We start from the raw sequence: 25,901 nt of genomic DNA, 5'->3' as shown, positions 1-25,901 counted from the left end.
CTGGATTATCCTTTAGCTAAAATCTGTTCTTCGAGTGCTTGCTTGGCCGCTGCTTTTTCACGGATCAGCGCTTCAAGCTGATCCACCAGCTGGGCTGAATTGACCTTGCTGGCAGGCTTGCCATCGATATAAATCAAATGCTGAGGGCTGCCGCCAGTGAGGCCAAGATCGGCTTCTCTGGCCTCTCCTGGGCCGTTCACGATGCAGCCAATCACCGCCACATCCATCGGTGTCAGCAGGTCTTCGACGCGGCTTTCCAGCTCATTGAGCGTGGCCACCACATCAAAGTTCTGTCGTGAACAGCTGGGGCAGGCAATAAAATTAACGCCCTTGTTGCGTAATTTGAGGCTTTTGAGCAGATCAAAGCCCACCTTGACCTCTTCGACTGGGTCTGCGGCAAGCGAAACGCGTAGTGTATCACCGATTCCATCCATCAGCAGCAAACCCAAGCCGACAGCGGATTTGACTGTGCCGGCTCGCAGGCCGCCAGCTTCGGTAATGCCTAAATGCAGAGGTTGCTCTATCTGCTGGGCCAGCTGGCGATAGGCTGCCACGGCCATAAAGACATCTGAGGCCTTCACGCTGACTTTAAATTCCTGAAAGTCTAGGCGATCCAGATGATCAACGTGGCGCAGGGCTGATTCGACTAAGGCTGCCGGTGTTGGCTCGCCATATTTTTTTTGCAGGTCTTTTTCTAAAGAGCCAGCATTGACGCCAATGCGGATTGAAATGCCCTTATCGCGTGCGGCGGCGACGACTTCACGCACACGATCCTCGCGGCCAATATTGCCGGGGTTGATGCGCAGGCAATCGACGCCGAGTTCTGCGACGCGCAACGCAATTTTATAATCAAAATGAATATCGGCCACTAAGGGCGTCTGGATTTGTTTGCGGATCTCGCCAAAGGCGGTTGCGGCTTCCATGCTAGGGACGGAGACACGAACAATGTCTACGCCGGCTTCTTCCATGCGCCGAATTTGTGCCACTGTGGCTGCGACATCGCAGGTCTCGGTATTGGTCATGCTTTGAACGCTGATGGGGGCATCACCGCCCACAAGGACGGAACCCACGCGAATCTGACGAGAGCGGCGGCGTTGAATCGGAGAAGGCTGGTGCATGGTGATCTGAGCTCTTGGCAAAAATGCATCAAACAAGGAAAAAGAGATTATTGAATACTGAGTGAGGTATAGCCATTGGCACGGATACGCTGGTTGAAGTCAACGGCTTGGCCTAGGTAGTGAATCTGGGCCACGCGGCCATTGCCGAACACCACCTGAAAGGGTGGTGTGCCTTCAACCAGAAGCTGCTCATCAGCACGCATTAAGCCTGAACGCAGCAAACGCTGGTTGGCATCGCGGATTTCAGTCCAGCACTCATCAGTAAAGCTGAGCGCCAAGCGATTGGGTTGATTTTGCGTCACGCTGACTGGGTCAAAAGATGACGTCGATCTATCCGAAGCCCCAGCAGCGGCTGGCTCTTCCTCAGCAGGGGAGAGGCTGGCTGGCTGCGGCGCTTCTACCGATGCAGCTGTGGTCTCTCTCTCTTCTGCGGCGGCCTGTGGTTCCTGTGGCTCAGCCTCAGGCTCAGCAGGTTCGGTTTCAGGTTGGCTCGTTGGCAGCAGTATCTGAGGTCCTTGCTGTGTATCAACACGGACCTCCTCATTAACGAGTGGCAGTAGGGCATCATCAGAGCGACTTTGCCACCAGAGGGTGACCAAAAGAATCAAGCCCAGAATGACCAAAAGAGAAAACAGCTTAAACAGAAAGCTGCCTGATTTTTTGCCGGGCTTGATGCTTTGAACTGGCGAGAAGCTATCTGGTTGGTTGAGGTCAGGCGAGTGTTTTTGGAAGGCTTCCAGTAGAGACTGTGCATCGAGATCGACTAGGTTGGCATAGGTGCGCAGATAACCACGAATGAAGGTTGTATTCGGGAGGAGCTGATATTCGCCTTCTTCTAAAGCCGGCACATAGGTCGGTAAAAAATTGAGTTTTTGGGCGACTTCCTTTTGTGACCAGCCTTTAGCTTCTCTGGCTTTTTTCAGCAGCGCACCAGGTGTTGGGCCAAGATCAGGCTGCTCTGTCACCTGTTGCTCTTCTTGTGTCTTAGTCATTCAAAATCCTCTTTGCGCTGGGTAGTTTAATCCCGATCCTCGGCAGCTAGACGGAGTTGTTGCCAAAGTCGCTGTTCTTCTCGTTGATCCCCTGTGTATTGTGCCAGGGTGATACCAAGCCTGATCACTTGTGGATCAAGGTTTGGGTCTTCTTGTAAGCTGCGCCACTGTGCTTGGGCTGCCGAATAGGCCTCAGCCTCCATCAGCAGTTCAAAAAGACGAATTCTGGTTGCGCGTCGGCCTGGATTGAGGCGTAGTGCGCGCTCAAAGTCATGGCGGGCTTGACTCTTGTTATCCATTTCAAGGGCTAAAAAGCCTAGATTTTCAAAGACCAGCCAGCGCTGTTCATAGAGTAGATCCTGGCTGGCAAGTTCCAACTGAATGCGCGCTTCATCATAACGGCTTTGTGCAAATAAAAAAGCAGCATAATTGTTTCTGGCGGCTGTCATTTGTGGATCATGGCGTAAGGCTTGGCGAAAATGGGATTCAGCCGCCTGATCTTCGCCCTGAGCTTGCAGTGTCAAAGCCATGCCATGATGGGCTTCAGCAAAGTGAGGTCTGACTTGCAAGGCGCGATTGAATTCGCGCAGGGCACGTTGATAGTCCCCTTCGCTGAACAGGCCAAAACCCAGATTGGTATAAGCTTGGGCCTGGCGCTGAGGATCGACTTCCTCCCAAGCCGGACGACCAGCGCAGGCACTCAGCAGTACCAGCAGAAGGCCAAGACAGAGAAAGCGCGGAATCATCCCTTGATGCTGCTGCATAGCCATAAACCTGTTCAGTGTGACCCCTTGCCTTGGGTCTGTATTGAGTCTGTATCTCTTGATGTAGCGGCCTTTCTAGAGCCGAGAGCTGGCTAGATCAAGAGACATTTTGGCGCTGTTGAGCTTGATAGCGTGCGCTGCGCTGGGTTTTATCCTGCACCCTGCCGACCAACTGACCACAGGCTGCATCTATATCATCGCCACGCGTGCTACGGATTGGCGCTGAGTAGCCGGCTTCATGTAACCAGTTCTGAAAGCGCATGATCTGGTTGCGCGATGGGCGCTGGTAATCCGATCCCGGAAAGGGATTGAAGGGGATGAGGTTAATTTTACAGGGTAAATTTTGCAAGAGGGCGGCCAGCTGCTGGGCATCCTGCTGCTGATCATTCACACCGGCAATCAGCGTGTATTCGATGGTGACTTCACGCGAATCGCCGCATTTGCTGAGATAGCGTTGACAGGCGGCGAGCAGCTCATCAATGGGATATTTTTTATTGATCGGCACCAGTTGTTGACGCAAGTCATCCCGTGCGGCATGGAGAGAGATGGCCAAGGAGACATCAATATCCTCGCCCAGTTGATCGAGCTGAGGTACGAGTCCAGAAGTCGAGAGCGTCACGCGCCGTTTGGACAGGCCATAGCCATTGTCATCCAGCATAATGCGCATGGCGCTCAACACGGGCTGGTAGTTGAGTAGAGGCTCGCCCATCCCCATCATCACCACGTTGGTGACAGGGCGTTTACTGGAATCCTTACGCGGCCCAAACGAGCGCTGGGCGACCCAGACCTGCCCGATGATTTCAGCCGGAGTCAGATTGCGCTGGAAGCCTTGTTTGCCCGTGGAGCAAAAGGAGCAATCCAAAGAACAGCCCACTTGTGAAGACACGCACAGGGTGCGTCGATTCTCACCAGCGGGAATCAAGACGGTCTCGATGTGGCTGCCTGCACTGACCTCAAGGACCCATTTGCGTGTGCCATCGCTGGAAATATCTTCCAACACCACCTTGGGTGGACGAATTTCTGCGCTTTCTTCGAGCTTGCTGCGCAACTTCTTGCTCAGATCGGTCATTTCTTCAAAGCTGGCCGCACAACGGTGATGCATCCACTTCATCACCTGCGCAGCACGAAACTTCTTCTCGCCGAGTTGGTTGACAAAGAAATCTTCGAGCTGAGCGAGCGTCATTCCCAGCAGATTGATGCGCTCTTCAGAGTGAGCGGAACTGGCGATCAGCGATGAGGTGGCAGACATGGCAGAGACCTAAATAGTGAGAAAGAACAAGGTTAACAAGGGTCGCGAGGTGAAAAAATTGCAGGAGTCTAAGGGTTGCAAAGAACGGCTGAGAAGAGTGTTGATGCAGGCTATGCCAGTCAAGCAGCGTCTCCTTCACGATCAAAATCGGTGAGTCGTGGTTGATCCCGCACTAAAAACAAAGGCAGGGAGTCCCTGCCTTGGTACTGCTTCAGGCCACTGAGGCGATCCTGAAGCAGAGCGTCACACTTAGCTGCGTGCGCAGACTTCTTCAGCAGCGAAGAAGTAAGCGACTTCACGCTCAGCAGAAGCGGCTGAATCGGAACCGTGTACAGCATTGGCATCGATAGATTCAGCAAAGTCAGCACGAATGGTGCCTGGCGCCGCTTCTTTAGGGTTGGTGGCACCCATCAGTTCGCGGTTTTGCACAATGGCGTTCTCGCCTTCTAAAACTTGAACCACGACAGGGCCAGAGGTCATGAAATCGACCAGATCCTTAAAGAAAGGACGCTCTTTGTGCTCAGCATAGAAGCCTTCTGCTTGCTCGCGGCTCAGTTGCTGCATTTTGGCAGCGACAACGCGCAGACCTGCTTTTTCAAAGCGTGCGATGATTTCACCAATCACGTTTTTAGCAACGGCATCTGGCTTGATGATCGAAAGAGTACGTTCTACGGCCATATTCAAACTCCACATTGATTCAGGAAGGAAGGGACAAAAGAGGGCTGTTGACAAACAAGCTTCAACTTTCGGCGCAGATTATACGCTGAAGCTTTCTCCACAACCACATTCGTCTTTCACCTTCGGATTTTTAAAGCGGAAAAAGGAGTTCACGCCTTCCTGAACATAATCGACCTCCGTCCCTTCGATGTAAGGGTAGCTTTCAGGGTCAACAAGGACAGTGACACCATGCTGCTCAAAAATCAGGTCTTCCTCTGCTTGGGTGTCTGCAAAATCGAGCACATAAGAAAAGCCAGAACAGCCGCTGGGTTTGATTTTGATGCGTAACCCGATCGCTTGCTCGCGATCTTTCAGGCAGCGCTGGATGTGTTGGGCCGCAGCTAAAGAAACAGAAATGCTCATCGGGTTCACCTTTTGTTGATACCTATCAGGATGAGAGGGCAGGCAGCCTGCGCGGGTTCCGCATCCATCGACTGCTGCTCGTATCTCGTTTATGCGTCTCAGTTTTTATCTCAGGCTGCTCAAGGCTTTTTGCACCTGCTGCCCAGCTTGCTGTGCTTGCTCAAGGGTGAGGTAGCGCCCAAAACTAAAGCGGATTGAACTGAGGGCCAAGGCACGCGGTACGCCCAATCGCGCCAAAACATAAGAGGGATCGATACTGGCTGAATTGCAGGCCGAGCCGGTTGAGACGGCCAGATCAGGCAGGGCCAGCATCAGTGTTTCTGCCTCGATGCCTGGAAAGCCAAGATTAACGATGCCTGGCCATCCTTGTTCTAAATCTGAGTGCGCCTGGTAGCCTTGAGGGTCTAGCTCGGCGAGAAACGCCTGGCGACAAGCCTGCACATGAGCGCGATCTGCCTGCATCTGCTCTTGTGCTTGGCGTGCGGCGACACCCAAACCAACCAGTTGGTGGGTAGCGAGGGTGCCAGAGCGCATGCCGCGCTCATGGCCGCCACCGTGGATGATCGCCTCAAGATGGACAGGAGGATCGCGGCGCACATAGAGCGCGCCGATGCCTTTGGGGCCGTAAAACTTGTGTGCGCTGATCGAAAGCAGATCCACGCCGAGGCGCTGCACATCGATCTCTAGCTTGCCGACTGCCTGGGCGGCATCGATATGCCACAGCGCAGGATGATCGCGCAACAGCAGGGCATAGTCTTCAATCGGATTGATGCTCCCCAGCTCGTTGTTGATCAGCATCAGCGACACCAGCAGCGTCTCGTCGGTCAGCGCCGCGGCAAGCTGCTCAGCGCTAATGATGCCTTGCGCGTTCGGTTGTAAATAGGTGATGCGATAGCCCTGCTTCTCAAGCCAAGCGCAGGTATCCAGAACTGCCTTATGTTCGATGCTGGAAGTAATGATATGGCGGCCGCGCTCTGGATTCGCCCGCGCAGCACCGATTAAGGCCAGATTGTTGGCCTCCGTTGCCCCCGAAGTCCAGACGATTTCGCGCAAATCAGCACCGATCAGGCGAGCCAGCTGCTGGCGTGCCTGCTCAACGGCCTGTTCTGCCATCCAGCCAGCCATATGAGAGCGAGAGGCAGGATTGGCAAAGCAGCCGTCCAAGGTGAGGTAACGCGCCATTTCCTGCGCGACTTCAGGAGAGGCAGGTGTGGTCGCTGCGTAATCAAGATAAATCAGTGGATTCATAGGCCTGCTCAGCAAAAATCAACAAGAAAAAACGCCAGTTTAAATCATCGAGAGGGCAATTTTATCTTTTTTAGGCTGGGCCGCAGCTTCGGGTGAATCGATTTTCAGCTTGAGCTTTTTGCGTAGCTCTTCTTCTTGAGAAACCAGTTGAGCCAGATTGATGCCACTTAAAAACTGGTGGATTTGATCTGAAAGCTGGCACCAGAGGTGGTGCGTCAGGCACTGATGCCCTTGCTGACAATCACCCTTGCCACGGCAGCGGGTGGCATCCACCGATTCATTGACAGCATCAATCACCTGCGCAACAAAAATATCTTCGCAAGGACGTGCCAGCTGATAGCCACCGCCTGGGCCGCGAACGCTGGTGACTAAAGCGTTGCGTCTCAGGCGTGCAAAAAGCTGCTCCAGATAAGAAAGAGAGATTTCTTGACGGCTTGAAATATCGGCTAAGGAAACAGGGCCTGAGCGTGCATTTAAAGCCAAATCGAGCATGGCGGTGACCGCATAGCGACCTTTGGTAGTTAAACGCATAAAGCACTTCCCTTGATCAAGTATAGACCGAGGTATTATGCAAAGACCCTGTAATTTAGTCAAGTAATGACGTATTCAGTTACCTTCCTGGCTACGCAGGTAATCCTCGTAACTGCCGCTGAAGTCCACAATGCCGGTAGGCGTCAGCTCAATGATACGGGTGGCCAGGGTGGAAACAAACTCACGGTCATGGCTGACAAACAGCAGAGTACCGGCATAGTTTTCCAGCGCCAGGTTTAATGACTCGATGGATTCCATATCCAAGTGGTTGGTGGGTTCATCCATCACCAGAATATTCGGGCGTTGCAGCATCAGTTTGCCGAACAGCATTCGTCCCTGCTCACCACCGGAGATCACCTTGACCGACTTGTCGATGTCTTTCTGGGAAAACAGCAGCCGCCCCAGCGTGCCACGAATCACCTGCTCGTCGTCTTTTTCCTGCCCCCAGTAGGCCATCCAGTCATACAGGGTTTTGTTCTGCTCAAACTCATGGGCATGATCCTGAGCGTAATAACCGATATTGGCATTTTCTGACCACTTCACCTTGCCGCTGCTGGGTTCCAGATCACCCACCAGGCATTTCAGCAGCGTGGATTTACCAATGCCGTTCGGGCCGATGATGGCGATGCGCTCACCCACATTGACTTGCAGGTTAAAACCACGAAACAGCTCTTCATCAAAGGATTGAGACAAGCCTTCCACTTCCAGCGCGGTACGGTGGAGTTTCTTTTCTTGCTCAAAACGAATGAACGGGCTCTGGCGGCTGGAGGGCTTGATCTCGGCCAGCTGAATCTTGTCGATCTGCTTGGCGCGCGAGGTCGCCTGTTTGGATTTGGAGGCATTGGCCGAGAAGCGGCTAACAAAGGCCTTTAGATCGGCAATCTGGGCTTTTTTCTTGGCGTTATCGGCCTGCATCTGTTCACGCGCTTGGGTGGAGGCGGTCATGTATTCATCATAGTTGCCGTGATACAGGCGCAGCTCACCATAATCCAGATCAGCCATATGGGTGCAAACACTGTTCAGAAAGTGGCGGTCGTGCGAAATGATCACCATGGTGCTGTTGCGCTGATTCAGTACACCTTCAAGCCAGCGGATGGTGTTGATGTCCAAGTTGTTGGTTGGCTCGTCCAGCAACAGAATTTCTGGATCAGAAAACAGCGCCTGAGCCAGCAGTACGCGCAGTTTAAAACCCGGAGCAATTTCACTCATCGGGCCATAATGCTGCTCCACCGGAATACCCACACCAATCAAGAGTTCACCGGCGCGGGATTCAGCGGTATAACCATCCAGCTCGGCAAATTCACCTTCCAGCTCACCGGCACGAATGCCGTCTTCTTCGCTCATTTCTGCTTTGGCGTAAATCGCATCCCGCTCGGCCTTGATCGTCCAGAGTTCTTCGTGACCCATGATCACCGTGTCGATGACGCTGAACTGCTCGTAAGCAAACTGATCCTGGCGCAGCTTACCCAGGCGCTCGTTCGGTTCTTTGGAGACGTTACCGGCCGAGGGTTCTAGATCACCGCCGAGGATTTTCATAAAGGTGGATTTGCCAGAGCCATTGGCTCCGATCAAGCCGTAGCGGTTGCCGTTACCGAATTTAACAGAGACGTTTTCAAACAGTGGCTTGGCGCCAAACTGCATGGTGATATTGGCCGTGGTCAGCAAGGGAATGTACTCGATTAGATGAAGAGAAAAATAAGAGGGGGAAACAGGCGGCGCATTATGCCACAGCGCTGCCTGTTACCAAAATGAAGCGCTTAGGATGAGGGATCTGTCGATTTTTTTGACCTTTTGAGGCCGATTTCTTCTAGGCTGCGTGCGCACAGATCATCCGCAAAGTCTTCATCGCGCAGCTCGGGAAGATCTTCTTCACGAAAGTTGTGATCTAAGCGGTGCAGTGCATGACACATCTGCTGCATACGCTCATCCACGGCATGCATATGATCCAGCAGACCGCGGATGGATTTAGCAACCGGATCTGGCATCTCGGCGCTCATGCCATAGGCATCAAAACCAAAGCGCTTTTCGGCGGCTGCGCGTTTGAGGGGGTCAATTTCTTGCTGTAAGGGGGCGTCTTCCTGTCGCAGGATGATGCGCCCGGGAATGCCGACGACGGTCGCGCCGGCAGGGACCGCCTTGGTGACGACCGCATTCGAGCCGATCTTGGCGCCTGCGCCCACGATAAAGGGGCCGAGGATTTTCGCGCCGGCACCCACGATCACACCGTTTTCCAGTGTTGGATGGCGCTTGCCCTTGTTCCAGCTGGTGCCTCCGAGCGTGACACCGTGGTAGAGGGTCACATCATCACCTATTTCAGCTGTTTCGCCGATCACCACGCCCATGCCATGATCAATAAAAAAACGCCGCCCAATGCGCGCGCCGGGATGGATTTCGATGCCGGTGAGCCAGCGTGCCCAGGTGGAAAGCCAGCGGGCGAGCCATTTGAGCCCCAGCTTCCAGAGCCAGTGATTGCAGCGATGCATTAATAGGGCGTGTAGACCCGGATAGCTGGTGAGCACTTCAAACCAGTTGCGGGCGGCGGGATCACGTTGAAAGACGCTGTGAATATCTTCTCGTATTTGTTTCAACATCAGGGCTTCTCGGTGCGGCTGTGGGCCGCTTTCTGGGTGAGGCTTAAAATGCCACGGAGCATATTGATTTCATGCGTATCAGGTCGGGCGCGCAGATACAGGCGGCGCAGACGACTCATCAGTTGACGCGGATGATTGGGGTCGTGGAAGTCAATATCAATCAGCGTGGTCTCTAAATGAGTAAAAAATCTTTCCAGATCCTCTCCGCTGGCAAAGGGCGCATCCCATTCAGTGCCAAAGGCAGGCGCTTCTGCTGGCTCGGGTGTGGCCGCTTGCTGCGCCAAGGCGGCCTGTCGCAGTTCATAGCTCAGTACCTGAACGGCTGCGGCCAGATTGAGTGAGCTAAAGTCTGGGTTGCAGGGAATATGCACATGCAGATGGCAAAGATGCAGCTCTTCGTTGCTCAGTCCTCGGTCTTCACGTCCAAAGACCAGCCCGAGTTTGTGCTCAGGTTGTTGTAGCTCTTGGGCTGCTTGGGCTGCCAAGCCTCGTGGGTCGATCAGCGGCCAGGGAATATGGCGGGATCGGGCGCTGGTACCGGCGATCAGTGTGCAGTCGCTGATGGCTTCTTCGAGGGTGGGGTAGATGGTGATCTGATCAAGCAAATCCGTGGCCCCTGAACTACGAAAGGTGGCCTCAGGGTGAGGAAACTGGGCGCGCGGCGCGACGAGACACAGCTCACTTAATCCCATATTTTTCATGGCGCGTGCTGCACCGCCGATATTGCCTGGATGCGAAGTGCCAACCAGAATGATTTTGATGGAGTTCAGCATGTGTTTGAGTCTCTGTTTTTTTGGTGTGCCTTGATCAACATCTATACAGGTCGCAGAAGCTTAAATAGAGGCGGCCCGAGTGTGTGGGGCGATCCGTGACTCGCTGGGCGCTGGGCCTGAATTGGATGTCTTGCTGAACCCACAGCCCAGGTGTTGATCAAGAAGCGCCTTGGCGTTGATGAAATTGTGGCTTGTTATTGCGTGAAAACCCATTATCATACTCCTCCTTTTCGTTCCTTAACAATCACGGCTGGTTATCTCTATGCATCCCACTCTCCAATTGGCGCTGCGTGCGCTGCGCAGTGTCAGCGAACACTATACTTATGTTTCTGAGCGTCTGGATATTGCACGTACAGATCAGGCTGTTCCTGAACTGCTTGAAACCTGTGGTCGCCGTGTTGAGCAGGCCATTGAGCGGCAGTTAGTGCGTGCTCACCCTGATGCTTCTTTCCGTGGTCGCTTTGCTCAGCTGCAAGGGAGTGGTGAAATGCGTTGGTCAGTGGATTCACTGACTGGCTATGACAACCTCAAGCGGGGTTATCCAGCCTTTGCGTTAACCCTTTCTATTTATATTCGTGATCGTTTAGAGCACGTCTTGTTGTTTAATCCAGCCACCAGCCAAGAGTTTCTCGCCAGCCGTGGCCGTGGTGCCACCTTAAATGGACGACGGATTCGAGTCCTTGCTGGTTGGAAGCCTGAGCAGGCTGCCTTGGCTTATCCCCTGCCTGAGCCTCGCTTACGTCAACAGTTGCTGCCTGTTTATGCTCAGCTTTTGCCTCTGTTGGGAGTAGAAACACTGCTGACCAGTGGTTGTGCGGCGCTGGATATCTGTGCGGTCGCTGCCGGTCAACTTGATGCGGCGATTTTGATGGGTGTCGATGAGAAGGAATTGGCACCGGCCTTGTTGATTTTGAAAGAAGCGGGCGGTCTGGCTGGTGACCTGAGTGGTGCGCCCAGTCTGACCAGTGAAGGGCGTTTACTGGTGGCCAATCCCAAAGCCTTCCGTCAGCTGGTTGGTCAACTGAAGCCGCATTTGTGATAGCGCCTTGTCATCGTCCTTTTTAATAGCTCCTTTTAAGAGCGCTGTGATCGGCTATTTTGAAGGATCAAGCAGCGTGGAGTCTCTGCTGGACTCTGTGATGATTCCAGGCCCTTAACCCTTGAGGTTAGGGGCTTTTTTTGTGCCTGTGTGTTGATGAAGTCGTTCCCATAATATGATGCCGCTGTCGATCAAAGATGGATTACAGATGCGTCTAGTTTTTATTTACAATCCAATATCTGTCTGATAATGTCTCTCATTCATTTATAGATGGGCAGTCGGGAACCTCTGCTCGCTCACGTTGTATTGCAAATTTGGATGGAGAGACATATGCGCACGAAACTCTTTGCCCCACTCGCCTTGGCTGGCGCTTTATTGGCCGCGCCCTTGGTGCAGGCCGCCAGTCTGACCCTCTATTCTGGCCGTGGTGAATCCCTCGTTCAGCCAATCATTGATCGCTTTCAGCAAGAAACCGGTATTGAAGTCAATGTACGCTACGGTGGCACAGCGCAGCTGGCTGTTTTGCTGCAAGAAGAAGGCCGTCGTACGCCTGCTGATGTTTACTGGGGTCAGGATGCAGGCGCAATGGGTGCGGTGAGCCGTGCGAACCTGCTTGCCCAGCTGCCAGCCAATATTTATGAAGATCTGCCCGGTATTTACAAGAGTGTCACGGGTAACTGGGTTGCCACCAGTGGTCGTGCACGTGTTTTTGCCTATTCAACAACACGCACAACCGCCGCTGATCATCCACAAAGCATCTTTGATCTGACGGATGAGCGCTTCCGTGGTCGCGTGGGCTGGGCACCAGGTAATGGTTCTTTCCAATCTTTTGTCACTGCAATGCGCGTTGTGCACGGTGAAGACCGCACTCTGGAGTGGTTGCAAGCCATGCGTGACAATGGCACCAAGGTCTTCCGCAATAACACGGTTCAGCTGCCAGCGATTGCCGATGGCGAAATCGACTATGCTCTGGTCAATAACTACTACCTGCCCCGCATTACAGCCAATGATGCCAACTTCCCCGTTAATCAGGGCTTCTTTGCTGAAGGGGATATCGGTAACCTGATGAACGTGGCTGGTGTTGCCGTTACACGTCATGGTCGTAACCAGGAACAAGCTCAGCAGTTTGTCCGTTTCCTGATTAGCCAAGAAGCGCAGGAATACTTTGCTACAGAAGGGAATGAATTCCCAGTGATTCAAGGCGTGACACAGAATCCACTGGCCATCTCTTATGATCGTGCACTGCAGGTGAGCCCTGATATTGATCTTGACCAACTTGATGATTTAGAAGGTACTCTTGCCCTGCTGCGTCGTGCAGGTTTAATCTGAGGTTAAGTTATGTTCCCCCCCTCCTTGGTGCTATGCCAACGAGGCCTGATGTTTGCTTTGATGTGTTTTCTGGCCAGCAGTGCGCTGGCCAGTTCATCAACCCAAGTGCGCGATCTAGAAACCAGCGCACAACAGCAGGCCATTCAGATTCAACAGCAGCTAGAACAACTGGATACGCAAAGACGACAGGATTTTGAAGCCTGGCGGCAAGCGCGGCGTCAGCTGCTGCTCCTCGAAGCGCATAATGAACGTCAGGCTGCTTGGAATGCGCGCCTGGCCGAAGAAGTGCAAAGTCTGCAAGAACAGCTTGATGGCCTTGATGCCACTCGCGAAGAACTTGAGCCTTTGATGCTGGCGATGCTGGAGCGTTTAGAAGGTTTTATTCGTCATGATCTGCCTTTCCAGCGTGAGGCGCGTCTTCATCGTGTGCGTGAGATACGTGCTTTGATGCAGCGTGTTGATGTCAGTCATGCTGAGAAGCTGCGCCATCTTCTGACCAGCTATCGTCAAGAAGTCGAACAAGGTCGCCTGCTGGCGGTCAGTCGTGAATTTATTCGTCCTGATGCCACCACTGAAGAGCGCGTCACCCTGTTGCGCGTGGGGCGTATCGGGCTGTATTACTTGAGCGAAGATCAACAAAGAGCCGGTGTGTGGTCTGCGACCAGCCAGTCTTGGCTAGCGCTCAATGCGGCACAGCGTGCTCAGGTTCAGGCTGGTTTAGCGATGGCAGAAGAGCGAGGTTTGCCGCAGTTTGTTGATCTGCCCTTATCTGTACCCTTGCGCGAAGCCACTGGACAAGGAGCGACAGAATGAAAAAACAGCCTTGGTTTTCTTCTCTGGGACTCTTGTTGTGCCTGCTTGCAAGCGCTGCACTCCAGTCGGCTGCGGCCAGTCAGCATGTCACCCCAGAAGACTATTGGCGCGGCTTGCTCGAACAAACACGTTCAGCGAGTGTCGAGCGGCGTTTAACCGAAGAAGCCTATCTTCAGTTAGCGCAGCAGGATACCCAAGCGCAGGCTCAAGCTTTGGCTGAAGTCCAGCGCGCCTTGGCTGCTGCTGAGCAGCGTCAGGCTGATTTAGAACAAGCGCAACTGACACTCGAAGCCGAGTTGCAGGAAACGCAAGAAAGATTGCAACGCCGCTCTGCGTCTTTGGGAGAGGTGTTTGCCATCTATCGTGAAGAAAAATCCAACCTCTTTGGTTTGGTTTCAGATGCCTTCTATCGCCACCAGTACCCTGAGTTGATGGCCTTTTTGCAACCTTCATCAACCAGCGAGCGGCTGCCCAGCGTGCAGGATTTTGAAACCCTGTGGCAGAGCTTGCAGCAGGCTTGGATTGCGACAGGTCAGGTTGCGGCCTATCAAGGACAGTGGATCGATCAGCAAGGTCAGCAGCAAACAGACCGTCTGATTCGTCTCGGTGATCTGCAACTGATGCAGGCGGCAGGTATGCTGCGCTTGCGTGATCAGCAGCCGCCAGCCTTGTGGCCACGCCAATCCAATGCCCTACGCCAGAGCGCAGCCAATTTTGGCGCGGGTCAAACGGCCAGTGTTCTGCTTGATCCAGCTCGAGGGATGACCTTGCAACTGCTGAGCCGCCAGCCCACGTTGATTGAGCGAGTGCATCAGGGCGGTGTGGTCGGTTATCTGATTTTGCTGCTTGGTGTGCTGGGCTTGCTGGTGGCGGCTGTGCAGTCAGTGCGTTTGCTGGCGGAATATCGCCGAGTGAAAACGCAGTTAGGACAGCTGGATCAACCTCAAACCAATAACGCCCTGGGGCGTGTGATGGCGGCGCTCCAGTCAAGTTATCAACAAGCGCAGCAACAGCCGCCAGAGGCACTGGAAGCGCGTCTTGATGAAATGCTGGTGCGTGAGTCAGCGGCCTTAGAGCGCGGTTTGGCACTGGTCAAGCTTTTAGCGGCCATGGCCCCGTTGCTGGGTCTTTTGGGGACGGTGACTGGGATGATTGCCACCTTCCAGGCCATTACCTTGTTTGGTACCGGTGATCCGGCGATGATGGCGGCGGGTATTTCGCAAGCGCTGGTGACGACGGTACTTGGCCTGCTGACGGCTGTGCCGCTACTGCTTGCACATCTGTTGCTACAAGGTCGTTCACGTTTAGTTGCACGCCTGTTAGAGGCTGAGAGCTCGGCTTGGCTGGCTGCCACCTTGGCGACACGTTCGACCTGTCCACGGAGTGCGGTCTGATGCAAGAGTGGATCGCCGCCCTTGGTTGGGTTGAGATCAAACCCCTTGAGCAGCTGTTGGCTCAGGGGGGCTTTATTATGCAAGGGCTCTTGCTGGTGGCGGTATTGCAAGCTTGGTTGATTATCCATCGCTGGATGACCTGGCCTCGTCTGACGCGCCATACCGCCCAGGGAGCGCATCAAGCCATCTTGCAGCGTCACGCCGATCACCTTCGGGCCTTGATCGAGCTTGAGCGGGGTCTGCCCTTGTTGAAGGGCCTGCTCATGGTGACACCCTTGCTGGGATTAACGGGGAGCGTGACTGGCATGATGCTGGTGTTTGATGGTTTGAGTCTTGGGGCGGCTTCTGATCCGCGTTTGCTGGCCTCAGGTATTGCACGCGCCATTCTGCCCACCTTCGCCAGTATGGCGGTGATGTTGGTGGGGATGTTTTTTCTGAGCTTCTGGCAAAGGCGAGTCAAGCGTCAGCTGCAAGCCTTATAGCAGACACCAGGATCAGCGGCATGATGCTTGTGAGCAGGCTGATTGCACGCTGTCTTCTTTTCAGTGCCTGTGACTGGCCCAGTGAAATCGGGTGAGTGGAACAGGGCTGGTTCAGTTGGATATTGATAGGGGCAGACCATGCGCCGTAGTCGTCTTCTTTCTCAAGAGCAGGATGATACAGAAGTCAATTTGACGCCCATGCTGGACGTCGTTTTTATTTTGCTGATCTTTTTTATCGTCACCACCAGTTTTGTGCGTGAAAGTGGGATCGAAGTGGATCCACCCCAGGCTTCCACTGCGGAAGTCCAGGCTCAGGCCAGTATTTTGATTGCCATCTCGCCTGAGGGTGAGATCTGGCTGGATCGCGAGCCAGTGACGCTGGCCGCGCTCGGGCCTCGAGTTGTGCGTTTACAGGCTGAGAGTCCTCAGTCCAGCGTTGTGATTCAAGCTGATCGTGCCTCGCGTTCAGGTCGACTGGTCGAAGTGATGGACCGCCTGCGCCAAGCGGGTGTGGATCGTATCGCCTTGGCTGCACAACAACCTGATCGTTAAGGAGGGAGAGCATGGCTTGGTCACGTTGGTCAGGACTTGTGAGTTGGCCGTTGGCGGTCGTGGCGAGCCTGACCTTTTTTGTTGGGTTAGGGACTCTGGTTCACTATGCGGATACCAGTCGACCAGAAGCCTCCGAACGTTTTTCGATGCGCTGGGTGCAGGTTGAGCCTCAGCCAGAGGTCGAGCGCTTAACGCCGCCACCGCCGCCGCCTCCCCCACCGCCGCCTGAGATGCAAATGCAATCGCCGTCTTCGGCTGCCCAGTCACAGGTGAATGCGGCCTCTCCAGTCACTTCGGCACTGGATGCCAGCTTACCGGCGATCGATGCCCAGTTTGATGGTCCTGCTTTTCCCAGCTTGGCGGGGCGGTTAAATTCAGGCCCAGCCGTTGAGACCCCAGTGTATCGTGAGCCACCGCGTTATCCGCGTCAGGCTTTGGCCCGTCGTCTTGAAGGGTGGGTGGATCTCAGTTTTCAGGTGAATGCACAGGGACAGGTATTGCCCGAGACCATTGAGGTGCTTGCCGCTGAACCTGAGGGTGTCTTTGAGCGTTCAGCACGGATGGCCATTGCACGCTGGCGTTTTGCCGCCTACGAAACAGGTGGGCAGCGCCAATTACGCCAGAGATTAGAGTTTCGTATGGAGTCACCATGAGTCGGCTACACAAAAGAACCCCGCTTGCCCTGGCGTTGACGGGCTGGCTGGCTCTCTCGCTTTCCAGTCCAGTCGTTGCTGCTGAGCCTGTTTCCTTGACTCCGCGTCAATATGAGCAGCTCAATCGTTTGACGCAAGCGCTGCAAGAAGAGCAAGGCGAAACCCTGGTCCAGCTGGGCACTCGCCTTCTTGAGCAGCCCTCTGGTCAAGAGGCTCAACAGGCTTTTTTGCGTGCCTATGCGGCGCGTATCCTGGCGCAGTGGTATCAGCAGCAGGGCGAGACAGCTCTGGGACTGAGTGCATTAGAACAAGCTTTAAGTCATGCCTCGTTGCTGGATGCAGAAACACGCCAAGCCACGCGCTGGTTTGCCCTACAGCTCCATCTGGAGCTGGGTCAGTATGCTCAGGCTCTCGGCCATCTTGAAGACTGGTGGCAGGAAGAAGAGCAGCCATCAGCCGAGGCCTATTATCTACGCGCCGCGTTATTGGCTCAGGTTGAGCGTTGGGTTGAGGCCCAGCCAGATATAGTGCATGCCTTGGGTGTACAAGAGCGCCCAAGTTGGCTGACGCTGGCGGTGGTGATTTTTCAACGCACTGAAGACTGGGCCGCAGCAGCCTACTGGCAGCAGAAGCGCGTTGAACTCAGTCCAGAGCAGTCGGAGCTTTGGCTCCAGCTCGTGCAGCTACAAAGGCTTGCCGGAGCCGAGCGTCAGGCGCTGGTCACGCTAGAATTAGCCCAGCGCCAAGGGCATCTCAGTGCGGCACAGCAAGAAGAGTTGGCACGGCGTTTACTGGTTGATCAGCAAGCCTTGCGTGCGGCGCAGGTTTTAGAGCGCATGTTAGAGCAGACTGGCAGTTTAGAGGTGGATGTATTGCGTCTGACTGCGCAGGCCTGGATGCAAACTCGCGCCCATGAGCCCACCGCCATCGCCTTGCAGCGTTTAGCCGCCCACTCCTCTGCACGGCGAGATCAGCAGCTGGCGGGTGATTGGATGTTTCGTCAAGGCCGCTGGCAGGAGGCCATCGCCCTATGGCAGCCGCTGGTTGATCAACTTGAACCGCGTGCGGCCGCACGTTTGCAGCTTTTGATCGCACATGCACTTGTGGAGCAAGAAGACTATGCTGCGGCCCGTCGTCTGTTGCAGGAGCTGATGGCCACATCAGAAGAAGAGCAGGCCCGCCAGTGGCTCAACTACCTTAATGCGCTGGATGCTTGATATCGAGCGCTCAGTGCAGCTGGCAAGCAGAGGCTAGCACAAGGATTGGATGCCAACAAAAAACCGGTCACTGCATGCAGTGGCCGGTTTTTTTTAGCTAGGGTGAAAGCCTTCTTAGCAGAATCAGGGACGGCCTTCTTCTTCCACCTCGCCTTCTTTAATCGGCAGCGCCAGATCTTCACGTGAGATCTTTAAGGTCAACAGCAGTGAGCCGGCGATGTAGATCGAGGAGAAGGTGCCGACCACAACGCCAACAATCAATGCCTGGGCAAAGTGATGGATCATATCGCCCCCTAAAAACAGCAGTGCAAAGAGCACCAGCAGCGTTGTGAAGGAGGTAATGGTGGTCCGCATCAGTGTCTGATTGATCGAGAGATTAATCAGTTCTTGTGGCGTGCCACTGCGCGACATACGAAAGTTCTCACGAATCCGGTCGTACACCACGATGGTATCGTTCAGCGAATAACCGATGACCGCTAACAAGGCCGCCAGCACCGTCAGATCAAAGTCAATTTGAAAGACAGAGAAGAAGCCCAGCAGCAGGATGACGTCATGCGCCAGGGCCAGCACTGAACCGACTGCAAATTTAAACTGAAAGCGAAAGCCGATGTAAATCATCACCCCAATCAGCGCCATCAGCATACCCAGGCCACCCTGATCGCGCAGTTCTTCACCGACCTGCGCACCAACAAACTCAGCACGGCGCAGCTCAACGCCAGCATCTCCAGCGGCCAGCAGGCTGCGCACCTGCTCACCTACTTCGGGCGAGAAGCCTTGATTGAGGCGAATCAGTACATCGGTGGCCGCGCCATAGTTCTGCACAATAAACTGCTCATAGCCAGCTTGTGTGAGCTGCGAGCGCACGCCATCTAGATCCACAGCTTGCGGGTAGCTCAGCTCCACCAGAGTGCCGCCAGTGAAGTCCAGACCAAAACGCAAGCCTTGCGTGGCCAGAGACACCAGAGAAATCACGATCAGCGCTGCTGAAAGAAGGAGCGCCCAGTTTTTAAAGCGCATGAAATCGACATCGATATTCAGCAGCTTTTGTTTCAGCATATGAGGCATCCAAGGCTCCTATTAGATAGATAAACGCTCAACACGACGCTGGCCGTAAACCCAGTTGACCTGCAAGCGTGTGACCATAATGGCGGTAAACATCGAAGTCAGTAAGCCTAACGAGAGCGTCACGGCAAAGCCCTTCACTGGGCCGGTGCCAACCGAGAACAGAATAATCGCGACGAGGAAGGTGGTGATATTGGCATCCAGAATCGTCGAGAAGGCCTTTTCGTAACCTGCATGGATCGCGTTTTGGGGCGAAAGACCACGGTGATACATCTCTTCTTTGATCCGCGCATTAATCAGCACGTTGGCATCCACCGCCATCCCCAGTGTCAGCACGATCCCTGCGATACCGGGCAGTGTCAGGGTGGCGCCCAGTACAGAGAGGAGTGCGACCAGCAGCACCAGGTTTGCGGTGAGTGCGACGCAGGCAAAAACACCAAAGAGGCGGTACCAGATCAGCATAAAGAGCACCACCAGCGCGAGACCAATCTGGATTGACAGCACGCCCTGCTCAATATTGGTTTGTCCAAGGCTGGGACCAATGGTGCGTTCTTCAACAAAATACATCGGGGCAGCCAAGGCACCTGCGCGCAGCAGCATGGCCAGCTCATTGGCTTCTTGAACGCTAAAATTGCCAGTGATGCGGAAGCTGCTACCAAGCTCGCTTTGAATATTGGCTAAGGAGATGATGCCTTGTTCAACAAAATTCTCACGCTGTTCAACCAGCTCGCCATCCTGCTCAACAAACTGGCTGCGTGTTTTGTGCTCGATAAAAATCACCGCCATCGCGCGTCCGACATTCGGGCGTGTGGCTTGGCTCATTAAACGGCCGCCCTGAGAATTTAGGCGGACATTGACCTGTGCGCGGTTGTTCTCATCAAAGCCGATACTGGCGTTGGTGACATGGTTGCCGGTGGTGATGATGTCGCGCTCTAACAAAGCGCTGCGGCCATGTTCATCACGGAAGTTAAAGCGCTCGACATTGATGGGATCTTCGTTTTGACGCGCTTCAAGGCGGAATTGCAGGTTGGCCGTAGCACCGAGTACGCGCTTGGCGGCAGCGGTGTCTTGAATGCCAGGGAGCTCAACAACAATACGATTACGCCCTGAGCGCTGAACTAACGGCTCAGCGACCCCGAGTTCATTGACCCGATTACGCAGCGTGATCAAGTTCTGTTCAATGGCATAGTCTTCGATATCACGCACCATCTGCTCTTTGAGCGTTAAATGGAGGCGCAGTGTGGTCGGGTTGGCTTCAAAATCAAAATCACGTAGCTCGCGCTGGAGAAGTCTTTGTGCTTGTACCAGATCCTCTTCGGAGGCCATCTGAACACGCAAACCTTGGTCGCTGAGCGTGACTTGGCGGAATCTGAGTCTTTCGCTACGCAGTAAACGGCGCACTTCACCCGCTTCGGCTTCGAGTTGCTGGGCAACAGCGGCTTCCATATCGACTTCCATCTGGAAGTGCACGCCTCCGCGTAAATCCAAGCCAAGATTAATACGCTTGGCACCGAGGGAGGAGAGCCAGTCTGGTGTGGTGGGCGCTTGATTGAGCGCCACCACCAGATTATCCCCTGCTGCTTGCTGAATGACGGACTGAGCCGCCGTTTGTGCCTGATTATCTGCAAAACGAATCAGTAATGATTGGTTTTCCAGTTGAGAGCCGAAAAAAGCAATGCCGGCTTGATTCAGGGCTTGCTCAATACGGGCTTGATCCCGATTCGTCACTTCTATCGAAGCGCGTGATCCTGAGACCTGGATCGCTGGATCTTCAGGATAAAGATTAGGCAGGGCATAGACCACGCCCAGGCCGATCACAAAAAGGATCAGCACAACTTTCCACAGAGGGTAACGGTTCAGCATAACAGCCTTTAATTGATCAGCAGTGAATCATTTGTGTTGGTGAACTCAGTGGCTCCTGCGCAGAGCCACTGGCTTTTATTCCGCGTCAACCGCTTTTAAAGTGCCTTTAGGCAGAACGGCAGTCACCGCTGCTTTTTGGACTTTGATCGAGACATCTTTAGAAATTTCGAGCACTAAAAACTCGTCGGTGACCTTGCTGATACGACCCAGCATGCCGCCTGCCAGTGTCACTTCATCACCCATGCTCAGCTCAGCCAGCAGATTTTTGTGCTCTTTTGCACGCTTTTGCTGAGGGCGAATCAGCAGAAAGTAAAAAATGGCGACAAAACCCACCAGCATGATAATGCTTGAAATCGGGCTAGCGGCACCCGCATCCGCATGGGCAGCAGAAATGAAAAACTCCATAGGTTGCTCCTTATAAGCAGTCGTTGAAAAGGGGTTAAAAAGTGCACTTAGGCTTCGGGTAACTCTGGTGTTTCACGCCCGAGAGCAGCATAGAAGTCATCCACGAAGCCCGACAATTTACCTGCTTCTATAGCCTGACGCAAACCAGCCATCAGCCTTTGGTAGTGGCGCAGGTTATGAATAGTGCCCAGCATGGAACCCAGCATCTCGCCACTGCGATCCAAGTGGTGAAGATAACTGCGTGAAAAATTCTGGCAGGTATAGCAATCACAGCCGGGCTCAATGGGGCCAGTATCCATTTTATGCTTGGCATTGCGGATTTTAACCACGCCCTCAGCGGTAAAATAATGGCCATTGCGCGCATTGCGGGTTGGCATTACGCAATCAAACATATCGACGCCACGGCGCACACCTTCCACCAGGTCTTCTGGCTTGCCCACGCCCATCAGGTAGCGGGGTTTGTCCTCAGGCATCCACTGGGGCAGATAGTTCAGTGTCTTGAGCATCTCTTCTTTAGGCTCGCCCACCGAGAGGCCGCCAATCGCCATGCCATCAAAATCGATCTCAAGCAGGCCCTCTAGCGAGCGCTTGCGCAACTCAGGATACATGCCGCCTTGAATAATCCCGAACAGCGCAGAGGGACTGCTGCCATGCGCTACTTTAGAACGCTTGGCCCAGCGCAGCGACAGCTCCATCGATTTTTCGGCTTCGGCAAAGGTGGCTGGGTAGGGGGTGCATTCATCAAAGATCATCACGATATCCGAGCCCAGCTTGCGCTGCACAGCCATCGACTCTTCTGGTCCCATAAAGACCTTGGCACCATCGTGGGGTGAACGAAAATGGACGCCTTCTTCGGTAATCTTGCGCAGCTGCCCCAAAGAGAAGACCTGAAAGCCGCCAGAGTCAGTCAGAATCGGCCGCTCCCACTGCATAAAATCATGCAGATCACCGTGGGCTTCAATAATGTCTGTGCCTGGCTTGAGCATCAGGTGGAAGGTGTTGCCGAGCACGATTTCAGCGCCTATCGCCTCAACGTCCTTAGGCAGCATGCCCTTAACTGTGCCGTAGGTGCCGACTGGCATAAAAGCGGGTGTTTCTATCGTTCCGCGTGGAAAAGTGAGGCGGCCACGGCGTGCACGGCCATCGGTGTTGAGCAGATCAAACTGCATAAAGCATTCGGAGCGCATTCTTGTACCTTGTCGAATCAAAGAATCGAATTAAATAAAAAAGAGACCTAAGCCGAAGCGCGTGTCAGCAGCATCGCATCGCCATAGCTATAGAAGCGGTAACCCTCATCTATGGCTTCTTGATAGGCCTGCATAATGGGCTGGTGGCCGGCAAAACTGGCCACCAGCATCAGCAGCGTGGATTCAGGCAGGTGGAAGTTAGTGATCAATTGATCCACGCAACGCCACTGATAGCCTGGATAGATGAAAATATCGGTTTCACCGCGATAGGCCTGGATCTGGCCGCTGTGGCTCGCCGTTTCTAAGCAGCGCACGCTGGTGGTGCCGACAGCAATAATGCGTCCACCTGCTGCTTGGGTTTGACGCACCTGCTCGGCGACTTCTTCAGTGACTTCAAGCCATTCTTGATGCATCACATGTTCTTCTAGCTTATCGACCTTCACTGGCTGAAAGGTGCCTGCACCCACATGCAGAGTGACAAAGGCCGTTTGTACGCCTTTTTGTGCGAGCTGGGCTAAAAGTTGCTGATCAAAATGCAGGCCCGCTGTGGGGGCGGCGACAGCACCGGGTTTTTGTGCATAGACGGTTTGATAGCGCTCTTGGTCTTCAGGCTGGTCAGCCCGATCCATATAGGGGGGTAGGGGCATATGGCCATAGCGCTCGAGCAAGCTCAGCAAAGGCTCGGCATGATGGAAGGTCAGACAAAAAAGTGCGCCTTCACGGCCAGTGCACTCGACATCCAGCTCTCCTTCAAGCCTGAGCCGACTGCCTGCCTTGGGCGATTTGCTGGCCCGCACATGGGCGAGTGCGCGTTGATCATCCAATACTCGCTCAATCAAGACTTCGACCTGTCCGCCGGTGGATTTCTGGCCAAGCAGGCGTGCAGGAATCACTCGTGTGTTATTGAATACCATCAGGTCGCCAGCCTGAACCTGATCAAGCAGGTCCGGAAACTGTGCATGAGTGATACTGGCATCTGGATGCAGAATCAATAAGCGTGAATCGCGCCTTTGCGCAGGCGGGAAGCGAGCAATCAAATGATCAGGAAGGGTGAAGGAGAAGTCACTGCGCTGCATAAAGGTTGGCATCCATCACGATAAAAAAAGAAGCCTCATTCTAACCGAAAACCCAGCTTGAGAATAATCTTCAGCTTTTGATGATCAGATCATCCACTGAGCGATCAAGGGCGGGTGCAATCGGGAGTTGACTCTTGTTAATAAGTGGCTATAATGCGCGCATCCTACCAGAGCAGCTTGCCTGCTTGCCCAAATTATGCCGGAGTGGCGGAATTGGTAGACGCAGCGGATTCAAAATCCGCCGCCCTTGCGGGTGTGCCGGTTCGAGTCCGGCCTTCGGTACCATATAAATCAAAGACTGACATCAAGTCTTTGTGAGTTTTACCTCAATCCCCTAGTGAGACTCATCAGTAAATATCCACGCTATTGGATCGACCCAGTGTGCGTTAGATCATTAACTCTTCTGCGTGATGCCACCAGTTTGCTTCATTGAATGCCAATAATGCTTGCCGCGCTGAATCTCATAAAGCACCCCTGCATACTCAAATATGACAGATTGGGCGCCGATGACAGGTTGTGGCATGCCATCAATAGGTGATACCGGAATCAAATCTGCCACAGGGGCAGCGCCATAAATGCCACACCATGCACTCTCTTGGTTGTAACCAAACCAGCAAGGGGTTTGACAATGTGGGCAGCGATAATAATTCCATTGCCAAAAATCCACTTGGCTGAGGTGAGATGCCCACTCTGCTTTGCTGAGTAATAGTGCAATGCCTATTTTTTGTTGGCAGCAGGGAGCGGATAATGATTTCGTCATTGACGTGCACTTTAAGTTTATTGATTAATGATAGCCAATCCATCGAATACCTATTGTATAGAATAATAGCAAGGCGGCTAGTCAGGTTTGAGCAGGGATGAAGTTGCGCCTTGGGTCTCTTATATAGCGGTTTCATCCCTTCAAATAAAGTCTATCGCTTTTAACGTCGATTGATTTTTAATCGACTTGAATGCGGGTGATGCGATCTCCGGTATCGAATGTCAGAGTCATGGTCCGCTGCTCGCGTTCTCCGATCAGACTCTGCTCACCACGTGAGACAGTAAAACCTTGTGAGGTGAGAAAAGCTTCACTCATGGCTGTGTGATCTACATCGAACTCGCTGACGACTTCGGTGATGACGGTCGCGGCTCGCGTGATTCCTACAGGTTCAGCGACCTGCGCCGGCGGATTTTGGATTAAAAAGAATAGCGCACCTCCTGGATAGGGGGCTCTGTAGTAGCAGCAGTTAAACAAGCCGGAAGCGATCATCGCTAGAGTGTGCCCATTCGCCTGCTCTAGAGGAAAGCTACGCTCGCTCAGTTCAGGAATGGAGCCTTGTTCTCCAGTCGTTTTGAGCAGTGTACATAGCTCCAGAAGTTCAGCAGGTAGGTTGCTTGCTTCATTAGCCCAGGCCCATAGCCAAGTGGCATTCCCTTCGGATTCAGTGCCAAGCAGTTGAATGCGAAAAGAAAGATCGTCGCCGAAAAAGACTTTGCCTTCTGTTAAGTCGATTCTCCAAGAGCGATCACCCAGTAGGTCGCCAAAGGCGAGCTGCTTGGCAAAGCCATGGCCGACAGATTGGTTCAAAAGATTCTGAAATAAAGGGCTCACTCAGTATAACTCCTTGGTTAGGTTATGAGATCAAGGGTATTGATCATCAAACGTTAGTTTGAATTTAAAAATCTTGGTTGCTCAATTTTTCGAGCAAGGCTTGTGGCCTTGAGTTCGAGTGGTTTTTTCTTTGTTTATGTTTTTTTATGCTGACTGCATATTCTTGTTATATGTGTTTTTTTATTTCATTGCTTGCAAGAGTCTTGATAAATATGCAAGATTATCCGCTGTTCCAGATTGATTTGGAACTATACAGGAAAATTTTTAAGTGGATCTTGAGGATGTTCAATATGAAAAAGTTAATCGCTGCAAGTGCACTGGCTGTTGCTCTTCCCTTCGCGGCTTCTGCTCACGCTGTTTCTGATGCTGGTTGTGGTTTAGGTAGCGTATTGCTGGAAGGTCAAGATGGTTTGGTCATGAATGTTCTGGCCGCAACGCTGAACGGAACTTCAGGCAACCAAACTTTTGGTATGACGACAGGGACATTGAACTGCAGCCAAGAGAACTCCTTGTTCGCTCTGGAAAGCTATATCAATGATAACTTGGATACCCTGGCGGTGGATGCGGCTCGCGGTGAAGGCGAGACGCTGACTACTTTGGCGACCCTTTGGGGTGTCGATGCTGCGGATCAGTCTGCGTTCACAGCTGCACTGCAGAGCCAGTATGGTGAGATTTTCACTTCTGAAAATGTGACCTCTGCTGATATTCTGAGCAACATGAACAGCGTTGTTGCTAGCGATGCAGCCCTAGCGGGTTACACGCTGAGCTAAGTTTTTCAGGCTGATTCTTTAGAATCAGCTGATGAATGACACTATGCCGCTTTCTGGTTCAGGAAGTGGCATTTTTTTTGAGGCGAATCTGTGTCTTGTTTTTCTTTTTTCTCCCAACTTTT

27 protein-coding genes and 1 tRNA gene are annotated in these 25,901 nt (G+C 53.4%); 10 read left to right on the top strand and 18 right to left on the bottom strand.

Annotation, left to right across the window (positions count from 1 at the left end; genetic code table 11):
- Nucleotides 1-5: 5 nt before the first annotated feature.
- The 11 genes from ispG to V6U78_RS06330 form a co-directional block, all read right to left on the bottom strand.
- Nucleotides 6-1,118 (bottom strand): flavodoxin-dependent (E)-4-hydroxy-3-methylbut-2-enyl-diphosphate synthase, encoded by a 1,113-nt coding sequence (gene ispG, locus V6U78_RS06380; protein WP_405338578.1) that lies wholly within the window; start codon nucleotides 1,116-1,118, stop codon nucleotides 6-8.
- A gap of 47 nt (nucleotides 1,119-1,165) precedes the next feature.
- Nucleotides 1,166-2,110 carry a RodZ domain-containing protein gene (locus V6U78_RS06375; protein ID WP_405338576.1) on the bottom strand — a complete coding sequence of 315 codons (945 nt, stop codon included), beginning with the start codon at nucleotides 2,108-2,110 and terminating at the stop codon, nucleotides 1,166-1,168.
- Nucleotides 2,111-2,136: 26 nt separating this feature from the next.
- Nucleotides 2,137-2,874, bottom strand: coding sequence for a type IV pilus biogenesis/stability protein PilW (pilW, locus tag V6U78_RS06370; RefSeq protein WP_405338574.1), 738 nt, complete (start codon nucleotides 2,872-2,874; stop codon nucleotides 2,137-2,139).
- A gap of 97 nt (nucleotides 2,875-2,971) precedes the next feature.
- Complete coding sequence (gene rlmN / locus V6U78_RS06365; RefSeq protein WP_405338572.1) at nucleotides 2,972-4,123, bottom strand: 23S rRNA (adenine(2503)-C(2))-methyltransferase RlmN; 1,152 nt, start codon at nucleotides 4,121-4,123, stop codon at nucleotides 2,972-2,974.
- Between the two features lie 249 nt (nucleotides 4,124-4,372).
- Nucleotides 4,373-4,801 (bottom strand): nucleoside-diphosphate kinase, encoded by a 429-nt coding sequence (gene ndk, locus V6U78_RS06360; protein WP_405338570.1) that lies wholly within the window; start codon nucleotides 4,799-4,801, stop codon nucleotides 4,373-4,375.
- A gap of 78 nt (nucleotides 4,802-4,879) precedes the next feature.
- On the bottom strand, nucleotides 4,880-5,203 hold the full coding sequence (locus V6U78_RS06355) for a HesB/IscA family protein (protein ID WP_405338568.1): 324 nt from the start codon (nucleotides 5,201-5,203) through the stop codon (nucleotides 4,880-4,882).
- A 105-nt stretch (nucleotides 5,204-5,308) separates the two neighbouring features.
- Nucleotides 5,309-6,451 (bottom strand): aminotransferase class V-fold PLP-dependent enzyme, encoded by a 1,143-nt coding sequence (locus V6U78_RS06350; RefSeq protein WP_405338566.1) that lies wholly within the window; start codon nucleotides 6,449-6,451, stop codon nucleotides 5,309-5,311.
- A 39-nt stretch (nucleotides 6,452-6,490) separates the two neighbouring features.
- A complete protein-coding gene (gene iscR / locus V6U78_RS06345) occupies nucleotides 6,491-6,982 on the bottom strand; it encodes a Fe-S cluster assembly transcriptional regulator IscR (RefSeq protein WP_405338564.1) in 492 nt (163 codons plus the stop codon).
- Nucleotides 6,983-7,057: 75 nt separating this feature from the next.
- Nucleotides 7,058-8,647 (bottom strand): ABC-F family ATPase, encoded by a 1,590-nt coding sequence (locus V6U78_RS06340; protein ID WP_405338563.1) that lies wholly within the window; start codon nucleotides 8,645-8,647, stop codon nucleotides 7,058-7,060.
- Between the two features lie 92 nt (nucleotides 8,648-8,739).
- Nucleotides 8,740-9,573 (bottom strand): serine O-acetyltransferase, encoded by an 834-nt coding sequence (gene cysE / locus V6U78_RS06335; RefSeq protein ID WP_405338562.1) that lies wholly within the window; start codon nucleotides 9,571-9,573, stop codon nucleotides 8,740-8,742.
- The gene (locus tag V6U78_RS06330; protein WP_405338560.1) at nucleotides 9,573-10,346 is read right to left on the bottom strand and encodes an RNA methyltransferase; all 774 of its coding nucleotides are present in this window, start codon (nucleotides 10,344-10,346) and stop codon (nucleotides 9,573-9,575) included. Before V6U78_RS06330 ends, cysE begins: the two co-directional genes overlap by 1 nt.
- Nucleotides 10,347-10,608: 262 nt before the next feature.
- Here V6U78_RS06330 and V6U78_RS06325 point away from each other — a divergent pair, with 262 nt between their 5' ends.
- The 8 genes from V6U78_RS06325 to V6U78_RS06290 all read left to right on the top strand — a co-directional run bounded on the left by V6U78_RS06325 (nucleotide 10,609) and on the right by V6U78_RS06290 (nucleotide 17,825).
- A complete protein-coding gene (locus V6U78_RS06325; protein ID WP_405338558.1) occupies nucleotides 10,609-11,385 on the top strand; it encodes an inositol monophosphatase family protein in 777 nt (258 codons plus the stop codon).
- A gap of 330 nt (nucleotides 11,386-11,715) precedes the next feature.
- Nucleotides 11,716-12,714: an iron ABC transporter substrate-binding protein gene (locus V6U78_RS06320; protein WP_405338556.1), complete on the top strand. Its 999-nt coding sequence runs from the start codon at nucleotides 11,716-11,718 to the stop codon at nucleotides 12,712-12,714.
- A gap of 48 nt (nucleotides 12,715-12,762) precedes the next feature.
- Nucleotides 12,763-13,527, top strand: a complete 765-nt coding sequence (locus tag V6U78_RS06315; protein ID WP_405338554.1) for a DUF3450 domain-containing protein — start codon at nucleotides 12,763-12,765, stop codon at nucleotides 13,525-13,527.
- A complete protein-coding gene (locus tag V6U78_RS06310) occupies nucleotides 13,524-14,921 on the top strand; it encodes a MotA/TolQ/ExbB proton channel family protein (RefSeq protein WP_405338552.1) in 1,398 nt (465 codons plus the stop codon). The genes V6U78_RS06315 and V6U78_RS06310 overlap by 4 nt, the downstream gene beginning before the upstream one ends.
- Nucleotides 14,921-15,403, top strand: a complete 483-nt coding sequence (locus V6U78_RS06305; RefSeq protein WP_405338550.1) for a MotA/TolQ/ExbB proton channel family protein — start codon at nucleotides 14,921-14,923, stop codon at nucleotides 15,401-15,403. Before V6U78_RS06310 ends, V6U78_RS06305 begins: the two co-directional genes overlap by 1 nt.
- Nucleotides 15,404-15,541: 138 nt before the next feature.
- Complete coding sequence (locus V6U78_RS06300; protein ID WP_405338548.1) at nucleotides 15,542-15,955, top strand: ExbD/TolR family protein; 414 nt, start codon at nucleotides 15,542-15,544, stop codon at nucleotides 15,953-15,955.
- Nucleotides 15,956-15,966: 11 nt separating this feature from the next.
- Complete coding sequence (locus V6U78_RS06295) at nucleotides 15,967-16,608, top strand: energy transducer TonB (RefSeq protein WP_405338546.1); 642 nt, start codon at nucleotides 15,967-15,969, stop codon at nucleotides 16,606-16,608.
- Nucleotides 16,605-17,825 (top strand): tetratricopeptide repeat protein, encoded by a 1,221-nt coding sequence (locus tag V6U78_RS06290; protein ID WP_405338544.1) that lies wholly within the window; start codon nucleotides 16,605-16,607, stop codon nucleotides 17,823-17,825. Before V6U78_RS06295 ends, V6U78_RS06290 begins: the two co-directional genes overlap by 4 nt.
- Before the next feature lie 123 nt (nucleotides 17,826-17,948).
- Here V6U78_RS06290 and secF read toward each other — a convergent pair whose 3' ends face one another.
- The 5 genes from secF to queA all read right to left on the bottom strand — a co-directional run bounded on the left by secF (nucleotide 17,949) and on the right by queA (nucleotide 23,418).
- Nucleotides 17,949-18,881: a protein translocase subunit SecF gene (secF, locus tag V6U78_RS06285; RefSeq protein WP_405338778.1), complete on the bottom strand. Its 933-nt coding sequence runs from the start codon at nucleotides 18,879-18,881 to the stop codon at nucleotides 17,949-17,951.
- 21 nt (nucleotides 18,882-18,902) lie between these two features.
- Nucleotides 18,903-20,750: a protein translocase subunit SecD gene (gene secD, locus V6U78_RS06280; protein WP_405338542.1), complete on the bottom strand. Its 1,848-nt coding sequence runs from the start codon at nucleotides 20,748-20,750 to the stop codon at nucleotides 18,903-18,905.
- Between the two features lie 75 nt (nucleotides 20,751-20,825).
- Entirely contained in the window at nucleotides 20,826-21,155 is a 330-nt protein-coding gene (yajC, locus tag V6U78_RS06275; RefSeq protein ID WP_405338540.1) for a preprotein translocase subunit YajC, read from the bottom strand.
- A 47-nt stretch (nucleotides 21,156-21,202) separates the two neighbouring features.
- Nucleotides 21,203-22,324 (bottom strand): tRNA guanosine(34) transglycosylase Tgt, encoded by a 1,122-nt coding sequence (gene tgt, locus V6U78_RS06270; RefSeq protein ID WP_452312088.1) that lies wholly within the window; start codon nucleotides 22,322-22,324, stop codon nucleotides 21,203-21,205.
- A 65-nt stretch (nucleotides 22,325-22,389) separates the two neighbouring features.
- Nucleotides 22,390-23,418 (bottom strand): tRNA preQ1(34) S-adenosylmethionine ribosyltransferase-isomerase QueA, encoded by a 1,029-nt coding sequence (queA, locus tag V6U78_RS06265; RefSeq protein WP_405338536.1) that lies wholly within the window; start codon nucleotides 23,416-23,418, stop codon nucleotides 22,390-22,392.
- 198 nt (nucleotides 23,419-23,616) lie between these two features.
- Between queA and V6U78_RS06260 the strand changes: the two genes are divergently transcribed.
- Nucleotides 23,617-23,703 (top strand) — tRNA-Leu (locus V6U78_RS06260).
- A gap of 109 nt (nucleotides 23,704-23,812) precedes the next feature.
- Here V6U78_RS06260 and V6U78_RS06255 read toward each other — a convergent pair.
- Nucleotides 23,813-24,178: a hypothetical protein gene (locus tag V6U78_RS06255; protein WP_405338534.1), complete on the bottom strand. Its 366-nt coding sequence runs from the start codon at nucleotides 24,176-24,178 to the stop codon at nucleotides 23,813-23,815.
- 177 nt (nucleotides 24,179-24,355) lie between these two features.
- Complete coding sequence (locus tag V6U78_RS06250; RefSeq protein ID WP_405338532.1) at nucleotides 24,356-25,009, bottom strand: DUF6882 domain-containing protein; 654 nt, start codon at nucleotides 25,007-25,009, stop codon at nucleotides 24,356-24,358.
- A 212-nt stretch (nucleotides 25,010-25,221) separates the two neighbouring features.
- On the opposite strand from V6U78_RS06250, the gene V6U78_RS06245 reads away from it, so the two are divergent.
- Entirely contained in the window at nucleotides 25,222-25,779 is a 558-nt protein-coding gene (locus V6U78_RS06245; RefSeq protein ID WP_405338530.1) for a DUF3015 domain-containing protein, read from the top strand.
- The last annotated feature ends 122 nt before the right edge of the window (nucleotides 25,780-25,901 follow it).

Source organism: Marinospirillum alkalitolerans (assembly GCF_045055655.1).
Taxonomy (GTDB): Bacteria; Pseudomonadota; Gammaproteobacteria; order Pseudomonadales; family Halomonadaceae; genus Marinospirillum; species Marinospirillum alkalitolerans.
Note: the sequence above shows the minus strand (reverse complement) of the source record. Positions and strands in the feature narration are given on the sequence as shown.